This window comes from Pseudomonas sp. NFR16, from assembly GCF_900108875.1.
Taxonomy (GTDB): Bacteria; Pseudomonadota; Gammaproteobacteria; order Pseudomonadales; family Pseudomonadaceae; genus Aquipseudomonas.
Map to the genome: position 1 here is coordinate 69127 of NZ_FNYJ01000002.1, position 16242 is coordinate 85368.

General features: G+C 58.2%; 12 protein-coding genes and 3 tRNA genes. 3 read left to right on the plus strand and 12 right to left on the minus strand.

What is annotated here, in order from left to right; translation table 11 throughout:
• Together BMZ10_RS08980 and fabI are read left to right on the plus strand one after the other, a co-directional pair.
• Entirely contained in the window at positions 1-1611 is a 1611-nt protein-coding gene (locus tag BMZ10_RS08980) for an ABC transporter ATP-binding protein (protein ID WP_093460361.1), read from the plus strand.
• Positions 1612-1629: 18 nt separating this feature from the next.
• On the plus strand, positions 1630-2424 hold the full coding sequence (gene fabI, locus BMZ10_RS08985) for an enoyl-ACP reductase FabI (protein ID WP_093460364.1): 795 nt from the start codon (positions 1630-1632) through the stop codon (positions 2422-2424).
• A gap of 273 nt (positions 2425-2697) precedes the next feature.
• On the opposite strand, the gene BMZ10_RS08990 is transcribed toward fabI, so the two are convergent.
• From BMZ10_RS08990 to BMZ10_RS09030, 9 genes are all read right to left on the minus strand, one after another.
• Positions 2698-4572, minus strand: coding sequence for a SurA N-terminal domain-containing protein (locus BMZ10_RS08990; RefSeq protein ID WP_093460367.1), 1875 nt, complete (start codon positions 4570-4572; stop codon positions 2698-2700).
• Positions 4573-4815: 243 nt separating this feature from the next.
• On the minus strand, positions 4816-5088 hold the full coding sequence (locus BMZ10_RS08995; protein ID WP_003183171.1) for an HU family DNA-binding protein: 273 nt from the start codon (positions 5086-5088) through the stop codon (positions 4816-4818).
• Positions 5089-5227: 139 nt separating this feature from the next.
• Positions 5228-7624 (minus strand): endopeptidase La, encoded by a 2397-nt coding sequence (gene lon, locus BMZ10_RS09000; protein ID WP_093460370.1) that lies wholly within the window; start codon positions 7622-7624, stop codon positions 5228-5230.
• 183 nt (positions 7625-7807) lie between these two features.
• On the minus strand, positions 7808-9091 hold the full coding sequence (clpX, locus tag BMZ10_RS09005) for an ATP-dependent Clp protease ATP-binding subunit ClpX (RefSeq protein WP_093460373.1): 1284 nt from the start codon (positions 9089-9091) through the stop codon (positions 7808-7810).
• A gap of 106 nt (positions 9092-9197) precedes the next feature.
• A complete protein-coding gene (gene clpP / locus BMZ10_RS09010) occupies positions 9198-9839 on the minus strand; it encodes an ATP-dependent Clp endopeptidase proteolytic subunit ClpP (RefSeq protein WP_093462477.1) in 642 nt (213 codons plus the stop codon).
• A gap of 90 nt (positions 9840-9929) precedes the next feature.
• The gene (gene tig, locus BMZ10_RS09015) at positions 9930-11240 is read right to left on the minus strand and encodes a trigger factor (protein ID WP_093460375.1); all 1311 of its coding nucleotides are present in this window, start codon (positions 11238-11240) and stop codon (positions 9930-9932) included.
• Between the two features lie 376 nt (positions 11241-11616).
• Positions 11617-11701, minus strand: a tRNA-Leu gene (locus tag BMZ10_RS09020).
• Positions 11702-11758: 57 nt separating this feature from the next.
• A tRNA-His gene (locus BMZ10_RS09025) sits at positions 11759-11834 on the minus strand.
• A 61-nt stretch (positions 11835-11895) separates the two neighbouring features.
• Positions 11896-11972, minus strand: a tRNA-Arg gene (locus tag BMZ10_RS09030).
• A 308-nt stretch (positions 11973-12280) separates the two neighbouring features.
• Here BMZ10_RS09030 and folD point away from each other — a divergent pair.
• Positions 12281-13135 (plus strand): bifunctional methylenetetrahydrofolate dehydrogenase/methenyltetrahydrofolate cyclohydrolase FolD, encoded by an 855-nt coding sequence (gene folD, locus BMZ10_RS09035; protein ID WP_093460378.1) that lies wholly within the window; start codon positions 12281-12283, stop codon positions 13133-13135.
• A 75-nt stretch (positions 13136-13210) separates the two neighbouring features.
• On the opposite strand, the gene BMZ10_RS09040 is transcribed toward folD, so the two are convergent.
• The 3 genes from BMZ10_RS09040 to BMZ10_RS09050 form a co-directional block, all read right to left on the minus strand.
• The gene (locus BMZ10_RS09040) at positions 13211-14983 is read right to left on the minus strand and encodes an ABC transporter substrate-binding protein (RefSeq protein ID WP_093460381.1); all 1773 of its coding nucleotides are present in this window, start codon (positions 14981-14983) and stop codon (positions 13211-13213) included.
• Positions 14984-15154: 171 nt separating this feature from the next.
• The gene (locus BMZ10_RS09045; RefSeq protein ID WP_093460384.1) at positions 15155-15427 is read right to left on the minus strand and encodes a DUF2160 domain-containing protein; all 273 of its coding nucleotides are present in this window, start codon (positions 15425-15427) and stop codon (positions 15155-15157) included.
• A gap of 12 nt (positions 15428-15439) precedes the next feature.
• Positions 15440-16240, minus strand: a complete 801-nt coding sequence (locus BMZ10_RS09050; RefSeq protein ID WP_093462481.1) for a carbohydrate ABC transporter permease — start codon at positions 16238-16240, stop codon at positions 15440-15442.
• Positions 16241-16242: the final 2 nt, after the last annotated feature.

The window sequence follows — 16242 nt, forward strand, 5'->3', positions numbered from 1 at the left end:
ATGAATCAGGACAATCTGATCGAAATCCGCGATCTGGCCGTCGAGTTCGTCGCAGGCCACAACACCCAGCGCGTGGTAGAAGGCATCAGCTTCGATATCCGTAAGGGCGAGACCCTGGCGCTCGTCGGCGAAAGCGGTTCGGGCAAGTCGGTCACTGCCCATTCGATTCTGCGACTTCTGCCCTACCCGCTGGCCCGGCACCCGTCCGGCACGATCCGGTATGGTGGCCACGACCTGCTGACCGCCAGCGAGAAACGCATGCGGGCGATTCGCGGCAATCGCATTGCGATGATCTTCCAGGAGCCGATGACGTCGCTCAACCCGCTGCAGTCCATCGAAAAGCAGATCAACGAGGTCCTCGGCCTGCACAAAGGCCTGACCGGCAAGGCCGCGACGCGTCGCACCCTTGAACTGCTTGAACTGGTCGGTATTCCCGAACCGCTGAAGCGGCTCAAGGCGCTGCCTCACGAATTGTCCGGTGGCCAGCGACAGCGCGTGATGATTGCCATGGCGCTGGCCAATGAGCCTGAGCTGCTGATCGCCGACGAGCCGACGACGGCGCTGGACGTCACCGTTCAGTTGAAGATCCTCAAGCTGCTGAAAGAGTTACAGGGCCGACTGGGCATGGCGCTGTTGCTGATCAGTCACGATTTGAACGTGGTTCGACAAATAGCCGACCGAGTATGTGTCATGCAGCGCGGTTGCATCGTCGAACAGGCATCGTGCGAGGAGCTGTTCCGCGCACCGCAGCATCCGTACACCGTCGAGTTGCTCAGCGCCGAGCCTAAAGGCGGCCCTTCGGACAATGCGCCGGGCGCGCCGATGCTGGAAGTCGAGGACCTGAAAGTCTGGTTCCCGATCAAGAAAGGCGTGTTCAAGCGGACCGTCGATCACGTCAAAGCGGTCGACGGCATCCGCTTCAGTCTGCCCAAGGGTCAGACGCTGGGGATTGTCGGTGAAAGCGGCTCGGGCAAATCGACGCTGGGTCTGGCGATTCTTCGGTTGATTCGCAGTGAGGGCGAGATACGCTTTCACGGTCAGTCGCTGTCGACGCTCAATCAGCATCAGGTTCGACCGCTGCGGCGGCAGATGCAGGTGGTGTTTCAGGACCCGTTCGGCAGCCTGAGCCCGCGCATGTCGGTGTGTGACATCGTTGGCGAGGGCCTGCGCATTCACAAGATCGGCACGCCGGTGGAGCAGGAGGCGGCGGTGGTTGCAGCGCTCAAGGAGGTCGGTCTGGACCCGGAAACCCGGCACCGCTATCCCCACGAGTTTTCCGGTGGGCAACGGCAAAGGATCGCCATAGCCCGGGCATTAGTGTTAAAACCGGCGCTGATTTTGCTGGACGAGCCGACTTCGGCCCTCGACCGCACCGTTCAGCGTCAAGTGGTGGAGCTTTTGCGCTCCCTGCAAACCAAGTACAACCTGACGTATTTGTTTATCAGCCATGACCTGGCGGTAGTCAAAGCGTTGAGCCACCAACTGATGGTGGTCAAACAAGGCCAAGTGGTCGAACAGGGTGTGGCAGAGGACATCTTCGCCGCACCGCAACATCCTTATACACAGCAGCTGCTGGAGGCCGCCTTCCTGGCGCCGGCAGCTGTCGATTAACCTGAAGAGGAACAAACCATGGGTTTTCTCGCCGGTAAGCGCGTCCTGATCGTCGGTGTCGCCAGCAAACTGTCCATCGCATCCGGCATCGCTGCCGCCATGCATCGCGAGGGCGCTGAGCTTGCCTTCACCTACCAGAACGAAAAACTCAAAGGCCGCGTGGAAGAATTCGCCGCAGGCTGGGGTTCGAGCGCTGAACTGTGCTTCCCTTGCGACGTGGCCAGCGATGAAGAAATCGCCAAGGTCTTCGAAGAGTTGAGCAAGAAGTGGGACGGCCTGGACTGCATCGTGCACTCGGTCGGCTTCGCGCCGGGCGACCAGCTGGATGGCGACTTCACCGAAGCCACCACCCGTGATGGCTTCCGTATCGCTCACGACATCAGCGCCTACAGCTTCGTGGCCCTGGCCAAGGCTGGCCGCGAACTGATGAAAGGCCGCAATGGCAGCCTGTTGACCCTGTCTTACCTGGGCGCCGAGCGCACCATGCCGAACTACAACGTGATGGGCATGGCCAAGGCCAGCCTGGAAGCGGGCGTACGTTACCTGGCACGCAGCCTGGGCCCGGACGGTACTCGGGTCAACGCGGTTTCGGCAGGTCCGATCCGTACCCTTGCCGCTTCCGGCATCAAGAACTTCCGCAAAATGCTCGACGCCAACGAAGCGCAGACGCCTCTGCGTCGTAACGTGACCATCGATGAAGTCGGCAACGCCGGCGCATTCCTGTGCTCGGACCTGGCGTCCGGTGTCAGCGGTGAAATCATGTACGTCGACGGTGGCTTCAACACCACGGCGATGGGTGATCTGGAAGGTTGAGGCGTTAGCGTCAATGCCGTTCCTGTAGACGCCAGCTTGCTGGCGGTGACGGTGGGTCAGTCAGCGATGTGCTGAATGGCCTGCCGTTTTTTTTTGGACGTCAGAATCGGTGGCTCCCGGCTGAAGCCGGTGCTACGGCTTGTTGGCAGTGCTCACTGGAACTGGCTTCGGATGAACGGTCCTGCATCGTCGCAAGGCCACTGCAATCACCTGTAAACAAAAAGCCCCGACGCTCACGAGCCGGGGCTTTTCATTTTCAGCGGAACGCGACGATCAATACTTCTCGATCTTTGCCGCCGATTGCAACTGAGCCTGATACGACTCGAAGTCCTGACGGCCCTCGCGGGACGCGAGGAAACGGCGGTACTGCGTCTTCTCGGCATCGGTCGCCGGCGCTGCCTGATTCACGCCATTGAGGCGCACAATCACGAAGCTTCCATCAGCGGCCGTCAGACTGCCATAGACCGGCTTGTCCTTGCCTTCAGGCTTGGGCATACGGAACAGCGCCTGCAAGACCTGAGGATCAACGCCCTCCTGACTGCGCGAAGCCGCTTCCACGACCTTCCAGCTCTGACCTTCCTGCCTGGTCGCCGCATACGGCACCTTGCCGTCACGCAGACCTGCCAGCAGCGCCTCGCCCTTGGCCTTCACGGCCTCGCTGGCGTGGTCTTTGGTCAATTGCGCGCGGATAGGCGCAGCGACCGCCTCCAGTGGCAATTGCTCAGGCTGACGATGCTCCTTCACGTGCACGACAACCACCGTCTCAGGGTCAAGCTCCAGCGCAGAACTGTTGGAACCCTCTTCCATCACTTCCTGACTGAACGCGGCCTGGATCACGGCACGGTTGGCTGCAATACCTTCCCCGCCTTCACGGCCAAACGGCGCAGTGGTCTGAACCTTCAGGCCCAGGTCCTGAGCGGGCTGAACCAGGTCCGAAGCTTCGTACGCGGCGTCCTGCAATTTCTTGCTGGCATCGACGTACTTCTGCTCAACCTGCAGCGACTTCAGATCGTGAGTCAGTTTGTCTTTCAGACTGGCAAAGGACGGAACCGATGGCGCCTCGACACCCAGCAACTTGATCAGGTGCCAGCCGAACTGGCTGCGAACCGGGGTCGATACCTGATTTTTGTTCAGCGCGTACAGTGCGTCTTCGAAGGCCGGATCGTAAACGCCCTTGCCGGCGTAACCCAGGTCACCGCCTTTGCTCGACGAGCCCGGGTCCTGCGAAAACTCCTTGGCCAGCGCGGCGAAATCCTCACCTTTGGCCAGACGCTGCTGAATCTCTTCGATCTTGGCCTTCGCCTGCGCATCGCTGGTCTTGTCGTTGACTTCAATCAGGATGTGCGCTGCGCGACGCTGTTCGGCCAGGTTGGAGATTTCTTTCTGATAGGCCGCTTGCAGGTCTTCGTCCTTCACCGACACCTTGTCGAAGAACGAGGATTTCTTCAGCTCGATGTAATCGAGGACGACCTGTTCAGGGCTCAGAAACTCTTTGGCGTGCTGGTCGTAGTGCGCCTTGACCTCTTCGTCGGTGACTTTCACATTCGACGGGTCGGCAGGCAGCGTCAGCGTGGCGAAGTCGCGCGTTTGCTTCTCCAGACGCGCGAAAGCATCCACCTGAGCGTCGGTGACGAAGGCACTGCCGCCGATGCCGGCGCGCACCTGACCGATCAGCATTTCCTGACCGAGGATCTCGCGGAACTGCATGCGGCTGTATCCCAACTGACGCACGACCTGGTCGAAACGATCGGCGTTGAATTTCCCGTCGACCTGAAACTCGGGCGTCAACAGGATCTGCTGATCCAGCGCGGCCTCGGAGAAGCCGAACTTGGCATCGGCTGCACCCTGCAGCAGCAACTTGCGATCGATCAGGCCTTTGAGGGCCGAATCGCGCAGCATCTGCTCGTTGAGCATCGCCGGATCAAAATCCTTGCCCAATTGTTGCATCAGCTGACGGCGTTGCATTTCAACGGCCTGGCCCAACTCGACCTGAGTGATCTCGTCGCCATTGACCTTAGCGGCATCCTGAGAATGGCCAGTGGCCCTGAAAATGGCATCGAAACCCGTCAGCGCCATCAGGGCCATGATGACCCCGATAATAGTCTTGGCAATCCAGCCTTGTGAATTGTCCCTGATATTCTGCAGCATGCGTCCCCCAGAGGGTTGTACTCGACTCTCAAAGCTGCGACACACGGAGCGGAGCGTGGGTGAAATCCGGATAGAAGAAAGGCGCATCCGAGGATGCGCCTTCTCGTAACTTACGTGTAAAGCGGACAGGGTTCGCAATTGCGTCCCCTGAGGTGACAGGCCAGCGCTTGACCAACCGCACTTGCCGCTTCACAACCCGAACAGAATAACGCCGTTCCGGGTGGGCAAAGGTAAAAAAGAAACTTAGTTGACGGCTTCTTTCAGAGCTTTACCGGCTTTGAAGCCTGGTTTCTTGGCAGCCGGGATTTCCAGAGTCTTACCGGTCTGTGGGTTACGGCCGGTACGAGCAGGACGATCAGTCACGGAGAAAGTGCCGAAGCCAACCAGTACAACAGAGTCGCCAGCCTTAAGAGCGCCAGTGACGGATTCGATTACTGCGTCCAGCGCACGGCCAGCAGCAGCTTTCGGGATGTCAGCGGATGCGGCGATAGCATCAATCAGTTCCGACTTGTTCACTCTAAGTCCCCTTATATCTATATTGAGTATATTTCTAAGTTTTTTGGTGTAGCCAAACGAACACTGTATGGCCTGATGAGGCTTGAAGAGCCGCTTTATAACAAGGGCTCTAAAAAGCTGTCAAGGAAGGCCCCCCAGACTAATGCGTGCTAATTCTTTCCTTGGAATCGGACTCGCGTTTTTCATCCTTTGCAACCATCTCCGGAGCCACATCCGGCAAGGGCTCCGGCGCGTATTGCAGCGCAATTTGCAGGACTTCGTCAATCCATTTAACCGGTTTGATCTGCAGATCCTGCTTGATATTGTCAGGAATTTCTTTCAAATCCCGAACGTTTTCTTCCGGGATGATCACCGTTTTAATTCCACCCCGGTGAGCGGCCAGCAGTTTTTCCTTCAAACCGCCAATCGCCAGAACCTGACCACGCAGGGTAATTTCACCTGTCATTGCGACGTCTGCACGTACCGGGATCTGCGTCAGCGCTGAAACCAGTGCCGTGCACATGCCTACACCGGCGCTAGGGCCGTCTTTAGGCGTCGCGCCTTCCGGCATGTGGATGTGCGTGTCGCGCTTCTCATGGAAGTCCAGAGGAATGCCCAGGCTTTTGGCACGACTGCGTACGACGGTGAGCGCAGCAGTGATCGATTCGACCATCACATCGCCCAGCGAACCGGTCTTGATCAACTGACCTTTACCCGGCACGACGGCCGCTTCGATCGTCAGCAATTCACCCCCGACCTGAGTCCAGGCAAGACCCGTGACCTGACCGATCTGATCCTGCTGTTCAGCCAGACCGTAGCGGAACTTGCGCACCCCGAGGAAGTTTTCCAGCATCGCGGCAGTGACCACGACGGTGAAACGCTTCTCGTGGGCGTGCTCCTTGACCGCCTTGCGGCAGACCTTGGCAATCTGACGCTCCAGGCTACGCACGCCGGCTTCACGCGTGTAATACCGGATAATGTCGCGTATGGCCTCTTCTTCGAACTCGATTTCGCCTTTCTTCAAGCCGTTGGCAGCGATCTGCTTGGGCGAGAGGTACTTGGTGGCGATGTTGATTTTCTCGTCTTCGGTGTAGCCGGGCAGACGGATCACTTCCATACGGTCCAGCAGGGCCGCAGGAATATTCATCGAGTTCGCGGTGCAGAGGAACATCACATCGGACAGGTCGTAATCGACTTCCAGATAGTGATCGTTGAAGTTGTGGTTCTGCTCGGGATCAAGCACTTCCAGCAACGCAGACGCCGGATCACCGCGCATGTCGCTGCCCATCTTGTCGATTTCGTCCAGCAGGAACAGCGGGTTGCGCACGCCCACCTTGGTCATCTTCTGAATCAGACGACCCGGCATCGAACCGATGTAGGTGCGGCGATGACCGCGAATCTCGGCCTCGTCACGCACACCACCGAGCGCCATGCGCACGAATTTGCGATTGGTCGCGTGGGCAATCGACTCGGCCAGCGAGGTCTTACCCACGCCCGGAGGACCGACAAGGCACAGCACCGGGCCACGAATTTTCTTCACGCGCTTCTGCACGGCGAGGTATTCGAGGATGCGTTCTTTGACTTCTTCCAGACCGTAGTGGTCGGCGTCGAGGATGTCTTCAGCGCGCGCCAGGTCCAGACGCACCTTGCTCTGCGCTTTCCACGGCACCTGGACCAGCCAGTCGATGTACGAACGAACGACCGTCGCTTCCGCGGACATGGGCGACATCTGCTTGAGCTTGTTCAGCTCGGCAGTGGCCTTGGTCATGGCATCTTTTGGCAGGCCAGCGGCATCGATACGCTTCTTCAGCTCCTCGATCTCGTTGTGGCCTTCGTCGCTGTCGCCGAGTTCTTTCTGAATGGCCTTCATCTGCTCATTCAGGTAGTACTCGCGCTGACTGCGCTCCATTTGCTTTTTGACCCGGCCACGAATGCGCTTCTCGACCTGGAGCAGGTCGATCTCGGCATCCAGCAACGCCAGCACGTGCTCGACACGGGCTGGCAAATCGATGATCTCGAGGATTTCCTGCTTTTGCTCGATCTTCAGCGCCATGTGGGCGGCCATGGTATCGACCAGACGGCCCGGCTCATCGATGCTGTTGAGCGAAGACAGGACTTCGGCCGGGACTTTTTTGCCCAGCTGCACATATTGTTCGAACTGTGCCAACAGGCTGCGCACGAACACTTCGGATTCACGGTCCGGGGCATCGACTTCGTCAATCAGCGCCACTTCGGCGCGGCAATGGCCGTCGACCTCGATGAAACGTTCGACAGAGCCACGTTGCTCGCCCTCGACCAGCACTTTCACAGTGCCGTCAGGCAGTTTGAGCAACTGCAATACGGTTGCAATCGTACCCACGCTATAAAGAGCGTCTTCACCAGGATCATCGTCTGCAGGATTTCTTTGCGCGAGCAGCAGGATCTGCTTGTCACCGGTCATCGCAGCCTCAAGGGCCTCAATGGACTTCTCGCGCCCCACGAACAGTGGGATAACCATATGCGGATACACCACGACATCGCGCAATGGCAAAAGAGGCAATTCAATGGTCGTCTTCATGATTTCGCCTCTACGGCGGCCATAAGGCCATGGACAGATAGAAATGAGCTGAAAACCAAGATGGGGGTAGCTACCCAAAAAAACAAGCGTCTATTGGCGTTAATGCGAAAGAGGCGTTGAAATGCAAAAAGGGACCCGTGGGCCCCTTTTCTGTTCCAGTCGCCCGATGCGCTGCCCTAAGGCTTACGCGTCAGGAGCCGCCTTGGCAGGTGGCTCGCTGTTTTCGTAGATCAACAGCGGCTTGGAGGTTCCTTCGATCACGCTTTCGTCGATCACCACCTTGCTCACGTCGGTTTGCGACGGGATCTCGTACATGGTGTCGAGCAACACGCCCTCGAGGATGGAGCGCAGGCCACGGGCACCGGTCTTGCGCTCAAGCGCACGACGAGCAACCGATTTCAGCGCATCAGTGCGGAATTCCAGATCCACACCTTCCATCTCGAACAGCTTGCCGTATTGCTTGGTCAGCGCGTTCTTCGGCTCGGTCAGAATCTGCATCAGCGCAGCTTCGTCCAGCTCGTCGAGCGTGGCCAGTACTGGCAGACGGCCAACGAATTCCGGAATCAGACCGAACTTGACCAGATCGTCAGGTTCGACCTCACGCAGGGACTCGCCCACCTTCTTGCCCTCTTCCTTGCTGCGAACTTCGGCGTTGAAGCCGATGCCGCCTTTGGTAGAGCGATTCTGGATGACCTTTTCCAGGCCGGAGAACGCGCCGCCGCAGATGAAGAGGATATTACGGGTGTCCACCTGCAGGAATTCCTGCTGGGGATGCTTGCGACCACCTTGCGGCGGAACGGAAGCCACAGTGCCCTCGATCAACTTGAGCAGAGCTTGCTGCACGCCCTCGCCCGACACGTCACGCGTAATCGAAGGGTTGTCGGATTTACGCGAAATCTTGTCAATTTCGTCGATGTAGACGATGCCCATCTGGGCTTTTTCCACATCGTAGTCGCACTTCTGCAACAACTTCTGGATGATGTTTTCCACGTCTTCACCGACATAACCGGCTTCGGTCAGAGTCGTGGCGTCGGCGATGGTGAACGGTACGTTGAGCAAACGCGCCAGCGTTTCCGCCAGCAGGGTCTTGCCGGAGCCCGTAGGGCCAATCAGCAGGATGTTGCTCTTGCCCAGTTCGACATCGTCATTTTTTTTGTCGCGCTGGTTCAGACGCTTGTAGTGGTTGTACACCGCTACTGCGAGAACCTTCTTCGCACGTTCCTGACCAATCACGTACTGGTCAAGGATGGCGCTGATTTCTTTCGGCGATGGCAATTTATGCGCGCTGCTTTCTGCCTGTGCTTCCTGCACCTCCTCGCGGATGATGTCATTGCACAGGTCGACGCACTCGTCACAAACAAATACCGAGGGGCCGGCAATCAACTTGCGTACTTCATGCTGGCTTTTGCCACAGAAGGAGCAATAAAGCAGTTTGCCGTTGTCCTCGCCGTTGCGGGTGTCAGTCATTCGATCGATCCAATCCGGTAGGCTTGCAACACAAGATGAAGGCAATTGCTGGATTTTTCAAGTCCGCAGGTGGCGGGTAAATCCTGCCACCCGGGATAAGTGCCCGTCAGGCGGTCATTTGCCGTTTGTCGAGAACAGCGTCAACCAGACCGTATTCAGCAGCGCGTTCGGCGCTCATGAAGTTGTCACGGTTGGTGTCACGCTCGATGTTTTCCAGCGATTGGCCCGTGTGGTGAGCCAGCAGCTCGTTCAGGCGCTGGCGAATGTAGAGGATTTCCTTGGCGTGAATGTCGATGTCCGACGCCTGCCCCTGGAAACCACCCAGCGGCTGGTGAATCATCACGCGCGAGTTGGGCAATGCGAAACGCTTGCCCTTGGCGCCGCCGGCCAGCAGGAAAGCGCCCATGCTGCAGGCCTGACCCATTACGGTGGTGGAAACGTCCGGCTTGATGAATTGCATGGTGTCATAGATCGCCATGCCCGCCGTCACCGAACCGCCAGGGGAGTTGATGTAGAGATGGATGTCCTTGTCCGGGTTTTCCGCTTCAAGGAACAGCAGTTGCGCCGAGATCAGGTTGGCCATGTAATCCTCTACAGGGCCTACCAGAAAGATCACTCGCTCCTTGAGCAGGCGAGAGTAGATGTCATAGGCGCGTTCGCCACGGGCGGACTGCTCGATAACCATCGGGACCAGGCCGCCAGCGGCCTGGATGTCAGAGTTCTGCTGAATATAAGAATTGCCGGACATGTCCTGCATTCACTCCCAAATAGTCATGTCTTGAATACGCATAAGCCAGCTCGAAGGCTGGCTTATGGTGTTTTCGAACGAGAGAAAAGATCAGTCGGCTTGTGGAGCTTCTACCGGCTTGACAGCTTCTTCGTACGAGACCGCTTTGTCGGTCACGCTCGCTTTCTGCAAAACAGTATCCACAACTTGTTCTTCCAGCACAACCGAACGCACTTCGTTCATCTGCTGTTCGTTCTTGTAGTACCAGGCGACGACTTGCTCTGGCTCCTGGTAAGCGGAAGCCATTTCCTGAATCAGCTCGCGAACGCGGGCTTCGTCAGGCTTGAGGTCGAACTGCTTGACCACTTCAGCAACGATCAGACCCAGCTCGACGCGGCGCTTGGCCTGCTCTTCGAACAGCTCGGCTGGCAGCTGGTCCGGCTTGATGTTGCCGCCAAACTGCTGAACGGCCTGAACGCGCAGACGGTTCACTTCGTTTTCCAGCAGCGCCTTCGGCACTTCGATCGGGTTGGCGGCCAGCAGACCGTCCATTACCTGATTCTTGACCTTGGACTTGATGGCCTGACGCAGCTCGCGCTCCATGTTCTTGCGAACTTCGGTGCGGAAGCCTTCGATGCCGGTTTCCTTGATGCCGAACTGATTGAAGAATGCTTCGTTCAGCTCAGGCAGGGTCGGCGCCGAAACGGTGTTGACGGTCACGGTGAACTCGGCAGTTTTGCCAGCCAGTTCCAGGTTCTGATAGTCCTCAGGGAAGGTCAGATTCAGAACACGCTCTTCACCGGCTTTTGCACCGACCAGGCCGTCTTCGAAACCAGGGATCATGCGACCCGAACCCAGCACCAGCTGAGTGCCGGTGGCCGAACCGCCAGCGAACGCTTCGCCGTCGATCTTGCCGACGAAGTCGATGTTCAGCTGGTCTTCGTTCTGCGCAGCGCGGTCGACCGCTTCGAAGCTGACGTTCTGCTTGCGCAGGATTTCCAGCATGTTGTCCAGATCGGAATCGGCAACTTCAGCCGACAGACGCTCGACGGAAACGGATTCGAAACCGGCAACGGAGAATTCAGGGAACACTTCGAAAGTGGCGACGTACTCGAGGTCCTTGCCTTTTTCGAAGGATTTTGGCTCGACGGAAGGTGCGCCGGCCGGGTTCAGCTTTTGCTCAACGACAGCTTCGTAGAAGGTCGCCTGGATCAGGTCGCCCAGTGCTTCCTGGCGAGCGCCGTCTTCGTAACGCTGGCGGATCACGCTCATAGGCACTTTGCCTGGGCGGAAGCCCGGGATCTTGGCTTTACGTGCGGTCTGCTGCAGACGCTTGTTGACTTCGGTCTCGATGCGCTCAGCTGGCACGCCAATGGTCATGCGGCGCTCGAGAGCGGAAGTGTTTTCAACAGAAACTTGCATGGATATTCCTCGTTGCACAGACGTTAGCCGGCCGTTTCCGACCCCAGAATCAAGGGCAAGCATTCTAGTGGGTCAAACTCAAGAAGTCACCCTACCGAAGGAGGGTAAATACAGCGGAATGCAACCAGAGAAGTACAGGCGGAGAATTCCGCCCTCACGAGCTGTCTGGAACGCGGCTGATGCACACCTATATAAAGGAAGCGAAAGCGCGGCCGGACATCGATCCAGTCCCTGGAAACATACCGGACGAGCCCGCTATCGACAGAAAAAGACGGACCCGCACAGCGATGAAACCAATACTTCGAAACAAAAAAAGCCGCACGAGGCGGCTTTTTCTTTACCTTGGGACACTGGAGGCGCCTTCAAGGTCTGTAGCTGGTGCGGACGAAGAGACTCGAACTCTTACGCCTCGCGGCGCTGGAACCTAAATCCAGTGTGTCTACCAATTCCACCACGTCCGCGTGTGAAGCGCTTAAAGCAAAGGCGCCAGATTATGCATCTGGCGCCTTCTTCGAATATGGGGTGGACGATGGGGATCGAACCCACGACAACAGGAGTCACAATCCTGTGCTCTACCAACTGAGCTACGCCCACCATATTGCGTTGTAACCGACACACTCCATCAGAGTGCTACTTGTGCCAAAGCTGCCGTTAATGGCGCACCCGGCAGGACTCGAACCTGCGACCATCCGCTTAGAAGGCGGATGCTCTATCCAGCTGAGCTACGGGCGCTTATTTAATTTGCATCTTGCGAGTACAAATTAAGAGCTTTCAATCACGCTGAGCCGATCTGAACTCTACCTGACTTAATCAACCTTTCGACCTGATTCACCGCTTCCGGCTTATCGTGTCTGGGGTTGTGCCCGACAAGTGCGACGAATCTTATAGACGGTCCCGGGGGTCGTCAACACTTTTTTCTAAAAAATTCAGTTAATTAAAGGGCTTAGCTTATTAAGCGGACCAATCGCCTTTGCCCTTGCGTCAGGTCATGCGAGAATGCGCGCTCTTTTTCCCTCCCTTCCGATGGTTAATCACGCGTAATGACTGCAAAACTAATAGACGGCAAAGCGATCGCAGCCAACCTGCGCCAGCAGATCGCCCAACGAGTCGCCGAGCGTCGCGAGCAAGGCCTGCGCACGCCAGGCCTCGCGGTGATTCTGGTCGGCAGCGACCCCGCCTCTCAGGTTTACGTCTCGCACAAACGCAAAGACTGCGAAGAGGTCGGCTTCATCTCCCGCGCTTACGACCTGCCCAGCGAAACCACCCAGACCGAACTGACCGATCTGATCGACAGCCTCAATGACGATCCGGCCATCGACGGCATCCTGCTGCAATTGCCACTTCCCGAGCATCTGGAATCGAGCAGCTTGCTGGAGCGCATTCGCCCGGACAAGGACGTCGACGGTTTCCATCCTTATAACGTCGGTCGTCTGGCGCAACGCATTCCCCTGCTGCGGCCTTGCACACCCAAAGGCATCATGACGCTGCTGGAAAGCACCGGCGTCGATCTGTACGGCAAGGATGCAGTGGTCGTCGGCGCTTCCAACATCGTTGGGCGCCCGATGGCCATGGAATTGCTGCTGGCCGGTTGCACCGTGACCGTGACCCACCGCTTCACTCAGGACCTGGCCGGCCACGTCAGCCGCGCCGATCTGGTGGTCGTCGCCGCCGGCAAGCCGGGCCTGGTCAAAGGGGAATGGATCAAGGAAGGCGCCATCGTCATCGACGTCGGCATCAATCGCCAGGATGACGGCAAGCTGGTGGGCGACGTGGTCTACGAGACCGCCCTGCCCCGCGCCGGCTGGATCACGCCGGTCCCGGGCGGCGTTGGCCCGATGACCCGCGCTTGCCTGCTGGAGAACACTCTCTATGCAGCGGAAACGCTGCACGGCTGATCGACGCACTGCGCACAAGAAAACGGCACCCGAAGGTGCCGTTTTCTTATTGCTGCAGATAAGCCGCATACCCGCTTACTTCTTGGCTGCTTCCCAGCTCTTCAGCAGGTCCGAATACGCGATGGTTTCGCCCTTCGGTTTCTCGTTGGCCAGTTTGCGTTGTGGCGCGAGGAACTTGCCGCCGCTCTTCTCGGCCTTGCTGTACCACTCTTCAGCCGAGGTTTCCGGGTTCATCTTCGGCGCACAACCGCTGGCGTCCTGAACCTTGGAGCGCTCGATGCGGGTCATGATCGCGTCCTGATCCTTGGCCAGACCGTCGAGCGCCGCCTGTGCGGTTTTCTCGCCGGTCACGGCTTCGGCCACATGGCTCCACCACAGCTGCGCCAGTTTCGGATAATCCGGGACGTTGGTGCCGGTCGGCGACCATTGCACGCGCGCCGGGCTGCGATAGAACTCGACCAGACCACCGAGCTTCGGCGCCAGCGCGGTCATCTCCTTGGAGTTGATGTCCGACTCACGAATCGGCGTCAGGCCGACGATGGTTTTCTTCAGCGAGACCGATTTGGAGGTCACGAACTGCGCGTACAGCCACGCCGCATTGCGCTTCTTCTCGTCGGAAGACTTGAGGAAGGTCCACGAACCCACGTCCTGGTAGCCCAGCTTCATGCCATCCTTCCAGTACGGACCTTTAGGCGATGGCGCCATCCGCCACTTCGGCGTGCCGTCGGCATTCATTACCGGCAGGCCAGGCTTGGTCATGTCGGCGGTAAACGCGGTGTACCAGAAGATCTGTTGCGCGACATTGCCCTGAGACGGGACCGGGCCCGATTCGGAGAAGGTCATGCCCGCTGCTTCAGGCGGCGCGTAGGCCTTGAGCCAATCGATGTATTTCTGAGTCGCGTAAACAGCCGCCGGGCCGTTGGTGTCGCCGCCGCGGGTGATGCTCGAACCGACCGGATGGCAGTCCTCGACGCGAATACCCCACTCGTCCACCGGCAGACCGTTGGGCAGGCCTTTGTCGCCGCTGCCGGCCATGGAGAACCAGGCGTCCGTGAAGCGCCAGCCCAGCGACGGGTCTTTCTTGCCGTAGTCCATGTGGCCATAGACCTTCTTGCCGTCGATTTCCTTGACGTCTTCGCTGAAGAATTTGGCGATGTCTTCGTACGCCGACCAGTTGACCGGCACACCGAGGTCATAGCCGTACTTGGCCTTGAACTTCTCCTTCAGGTCGGGACGCTCGAACCAGTCGGCACGGAACCAGTACAGGTTGGCGAACTGTTGATCGGGCAGCTGATACAGCTTGCCGTCCGGCGCCGTGGTGAACGAGGTGCCGATGAAGTCTTTGATGTCGAGCGTAGGCGACGTGACTTTCGCGCCTTCAGGGCTGTTCATCAGATCGGTCAGCGACAGCGCCTTGCCGTAGCGGAAATGGGTACCGATCAGGTCGGAGTCGTTGACCCAGCCGTCATAGATACTTTTGTCCGACTGCATCGCCGTCTGCAGCTTCTCGATCACGTCACCTTCCTGCAGCAAGTCGTGGGTGACTTTGATGCCGGTGATTTCGGTGAAAGCCTTGGCCAGGGTCTTGGATTCGTACTCATGGGTGGTCAAGGTTTCGGAAACGACCTTGATGTCCATGCCGCGAAACGGCTCGGCAGCCTTGATGAACCACTCCAGTTCCTTGAGCTGGTCAGCATCGGACAGGGTTGTCGGCTTGAACTCGCTGGCCGCCCATTTCTTCGCGGCATCCTCGTACTGATCCGCCCACGCCGACACGCTCAGACCGCTGAGCATGACCATCGTCGCTACCGTCACACTATGTCGCAGCTTGTTTTTCTTATTGAACATAGACACCTCCAGTGTTGAATCTTATGTAGTCCCGCTTCTCGCATTTACCTTTGCAGGAGCGCGCTTGCCCGCGATTGCGGCGTGTCAGGCCACACACCTTTTGCGGACAAATCGCGTTCGTCCGAATGCGGCCCAGACCAAGCGCGCCCCTACGGTCGGTGCAATTGCTCTCTAACCCCAACGCATTACCACCAACAGCCAGACCAGGGACAGCCCGGAGGCGACCCAGATGCTCCAGTCGGTCGCGCCGATCACCAGCAAGTGCAGGTAGGCGCTGCCGAGAAGACCGATGAACAGCCGGTCGCCACGGGTGGTGGCGATCGGCAGGAAACCACGACGTTCGATGCTTGCCGAGCGCAGCTCCCAGGCGGTCATCGCAACCAGAATGGCGGCGATGGAACCGAAGAAGATCGCGGTCGGCAAGGTCCAGGACATCCACTCCATTTTTCCGACTCCTCAGACACGGCCAAGGGCAAAACCCTTGACCACGTGATTGCGAACGAACCAGATCACCAGCATGCCCGGCAGGATGGTCAACACCCCCGCTGCCGCAAGCACGCCCCAGTCGATCCCCGACGCCGATACGGTGCGGGTCATGACCGCCGCGATCGGTTTGGCGTTGACCGATGTCAGGGTCCGCGCCAGCAACAGCTCGACCCAGGAAAACATGAAGCAGAAGAACGCTGTCACACCGATCCCCGAGCCAATCAGCGGGATGAAAATCTTGCCGAAGAACTTGGGAAAGCTATAGCCGTCGATGTAGGCGGTTTCGTCGATCTCCTTCGGTACACCGGACATGAAACCTTCGAGAATCCACACCGCCAATGGCACGTTGAACAGGCAGTGCGCAAGTGCAACGGCAATGTGCGTGTCGAACAGGCCGATGGACGAATACAGCTGGAAAAACGGCAGCAGAAACACTGCCGGTGGCGCCATGCGGTTGGTCAGCAGCCAGAAGAACAGGTGTTTGTCGCCGAGGAAACGATAGCGTGAAAATGCGTAGGCCGCTGGCAGCGCAACGCTGAGCGAGATCACGGTATTCAGGCATACGTAGTAGAGCGAGTTGATGTAGCCGCTATACCAGCTTTCGTCGGTGAAAATCACCTTGTAGTTGGCCCAGGTGAAATCCTGCGGAAAAAGGGTCAGACCGCCGAGGATTTCGGTGTTGGTCTTGAAGGACATGTTCACCAGCCAGTAGATCGGCACCAGCAGAAACAGCAGGTAGATCCACAGCGGGATGATTTTTCTCAATGGCAGCT

Coding starts and splice junctions, on each gene's coding strand:
- BMZ10_RS09040 (WP_093460381.1), bottom strand. CDS start 14,983: ATGTTCAATAAGAAAAACAAGCTGCGACATAGTGTGACGGTAGCGACG.
- BMZ10_RS08980 (WP_093460361.1), top strand. CDS start 1: ATGAATCAGGACAATCTGATCGAAATCCGCGATCTGGCCGTCGAGTTC.
- fabI (WP_093460364.1), top strand. CDS start 1,630: ATGGGTTTTCTCGCCGGTAAGCGCGTCCTGATCGTCGGTGTCGCCAGC.
- folD (WP_093460378.1), top strand. CDS start 12,281: ATGACTGCAAAACTAATAGACGGCAAAGCGATCGCAGCCAACCTGCGC.
- tig (WP_093460375.1), bottom strand. CDS start 11,240: ATGCAAGTTTCTGTTGAAAACACTTCCGCTCTCGAGCGCCGCATGACC.
- BMZ10_RS08990 (WP_093460367.1), bottom strand. CDS start 4,572: ATGCTGCAGAATATCAGGGACAATTCACAAGGCTGGATTGCCAAGACT.
- BMZ10_RS09045 (WP_093460384.1), bottom strand. CDS start 15,427: ATGGAGTGGATGTCCTGGACCTTGCCGACCGCGATCTTCTTCGGTTCC.
- clpP (WP_093462477.1), bottom strand. CDS start 9,839: ATGTCCGGCAATTCTTATATTCAGCAGAACTCTGACATCCAGGCCGCT.
- clpX (WP_093460373.1), bottom strand. CDS start 9,091: ATGACTGACACCCGCAACGGCGAGGACAACGGCAAACTGCTTTATTGC.
- lon (WP_093460370.1), bottom strand. CDS start 7,624: ATGAAGACGACCATTGAATTGCCTCTTTTGCCATTGCGCGATGTCGTG.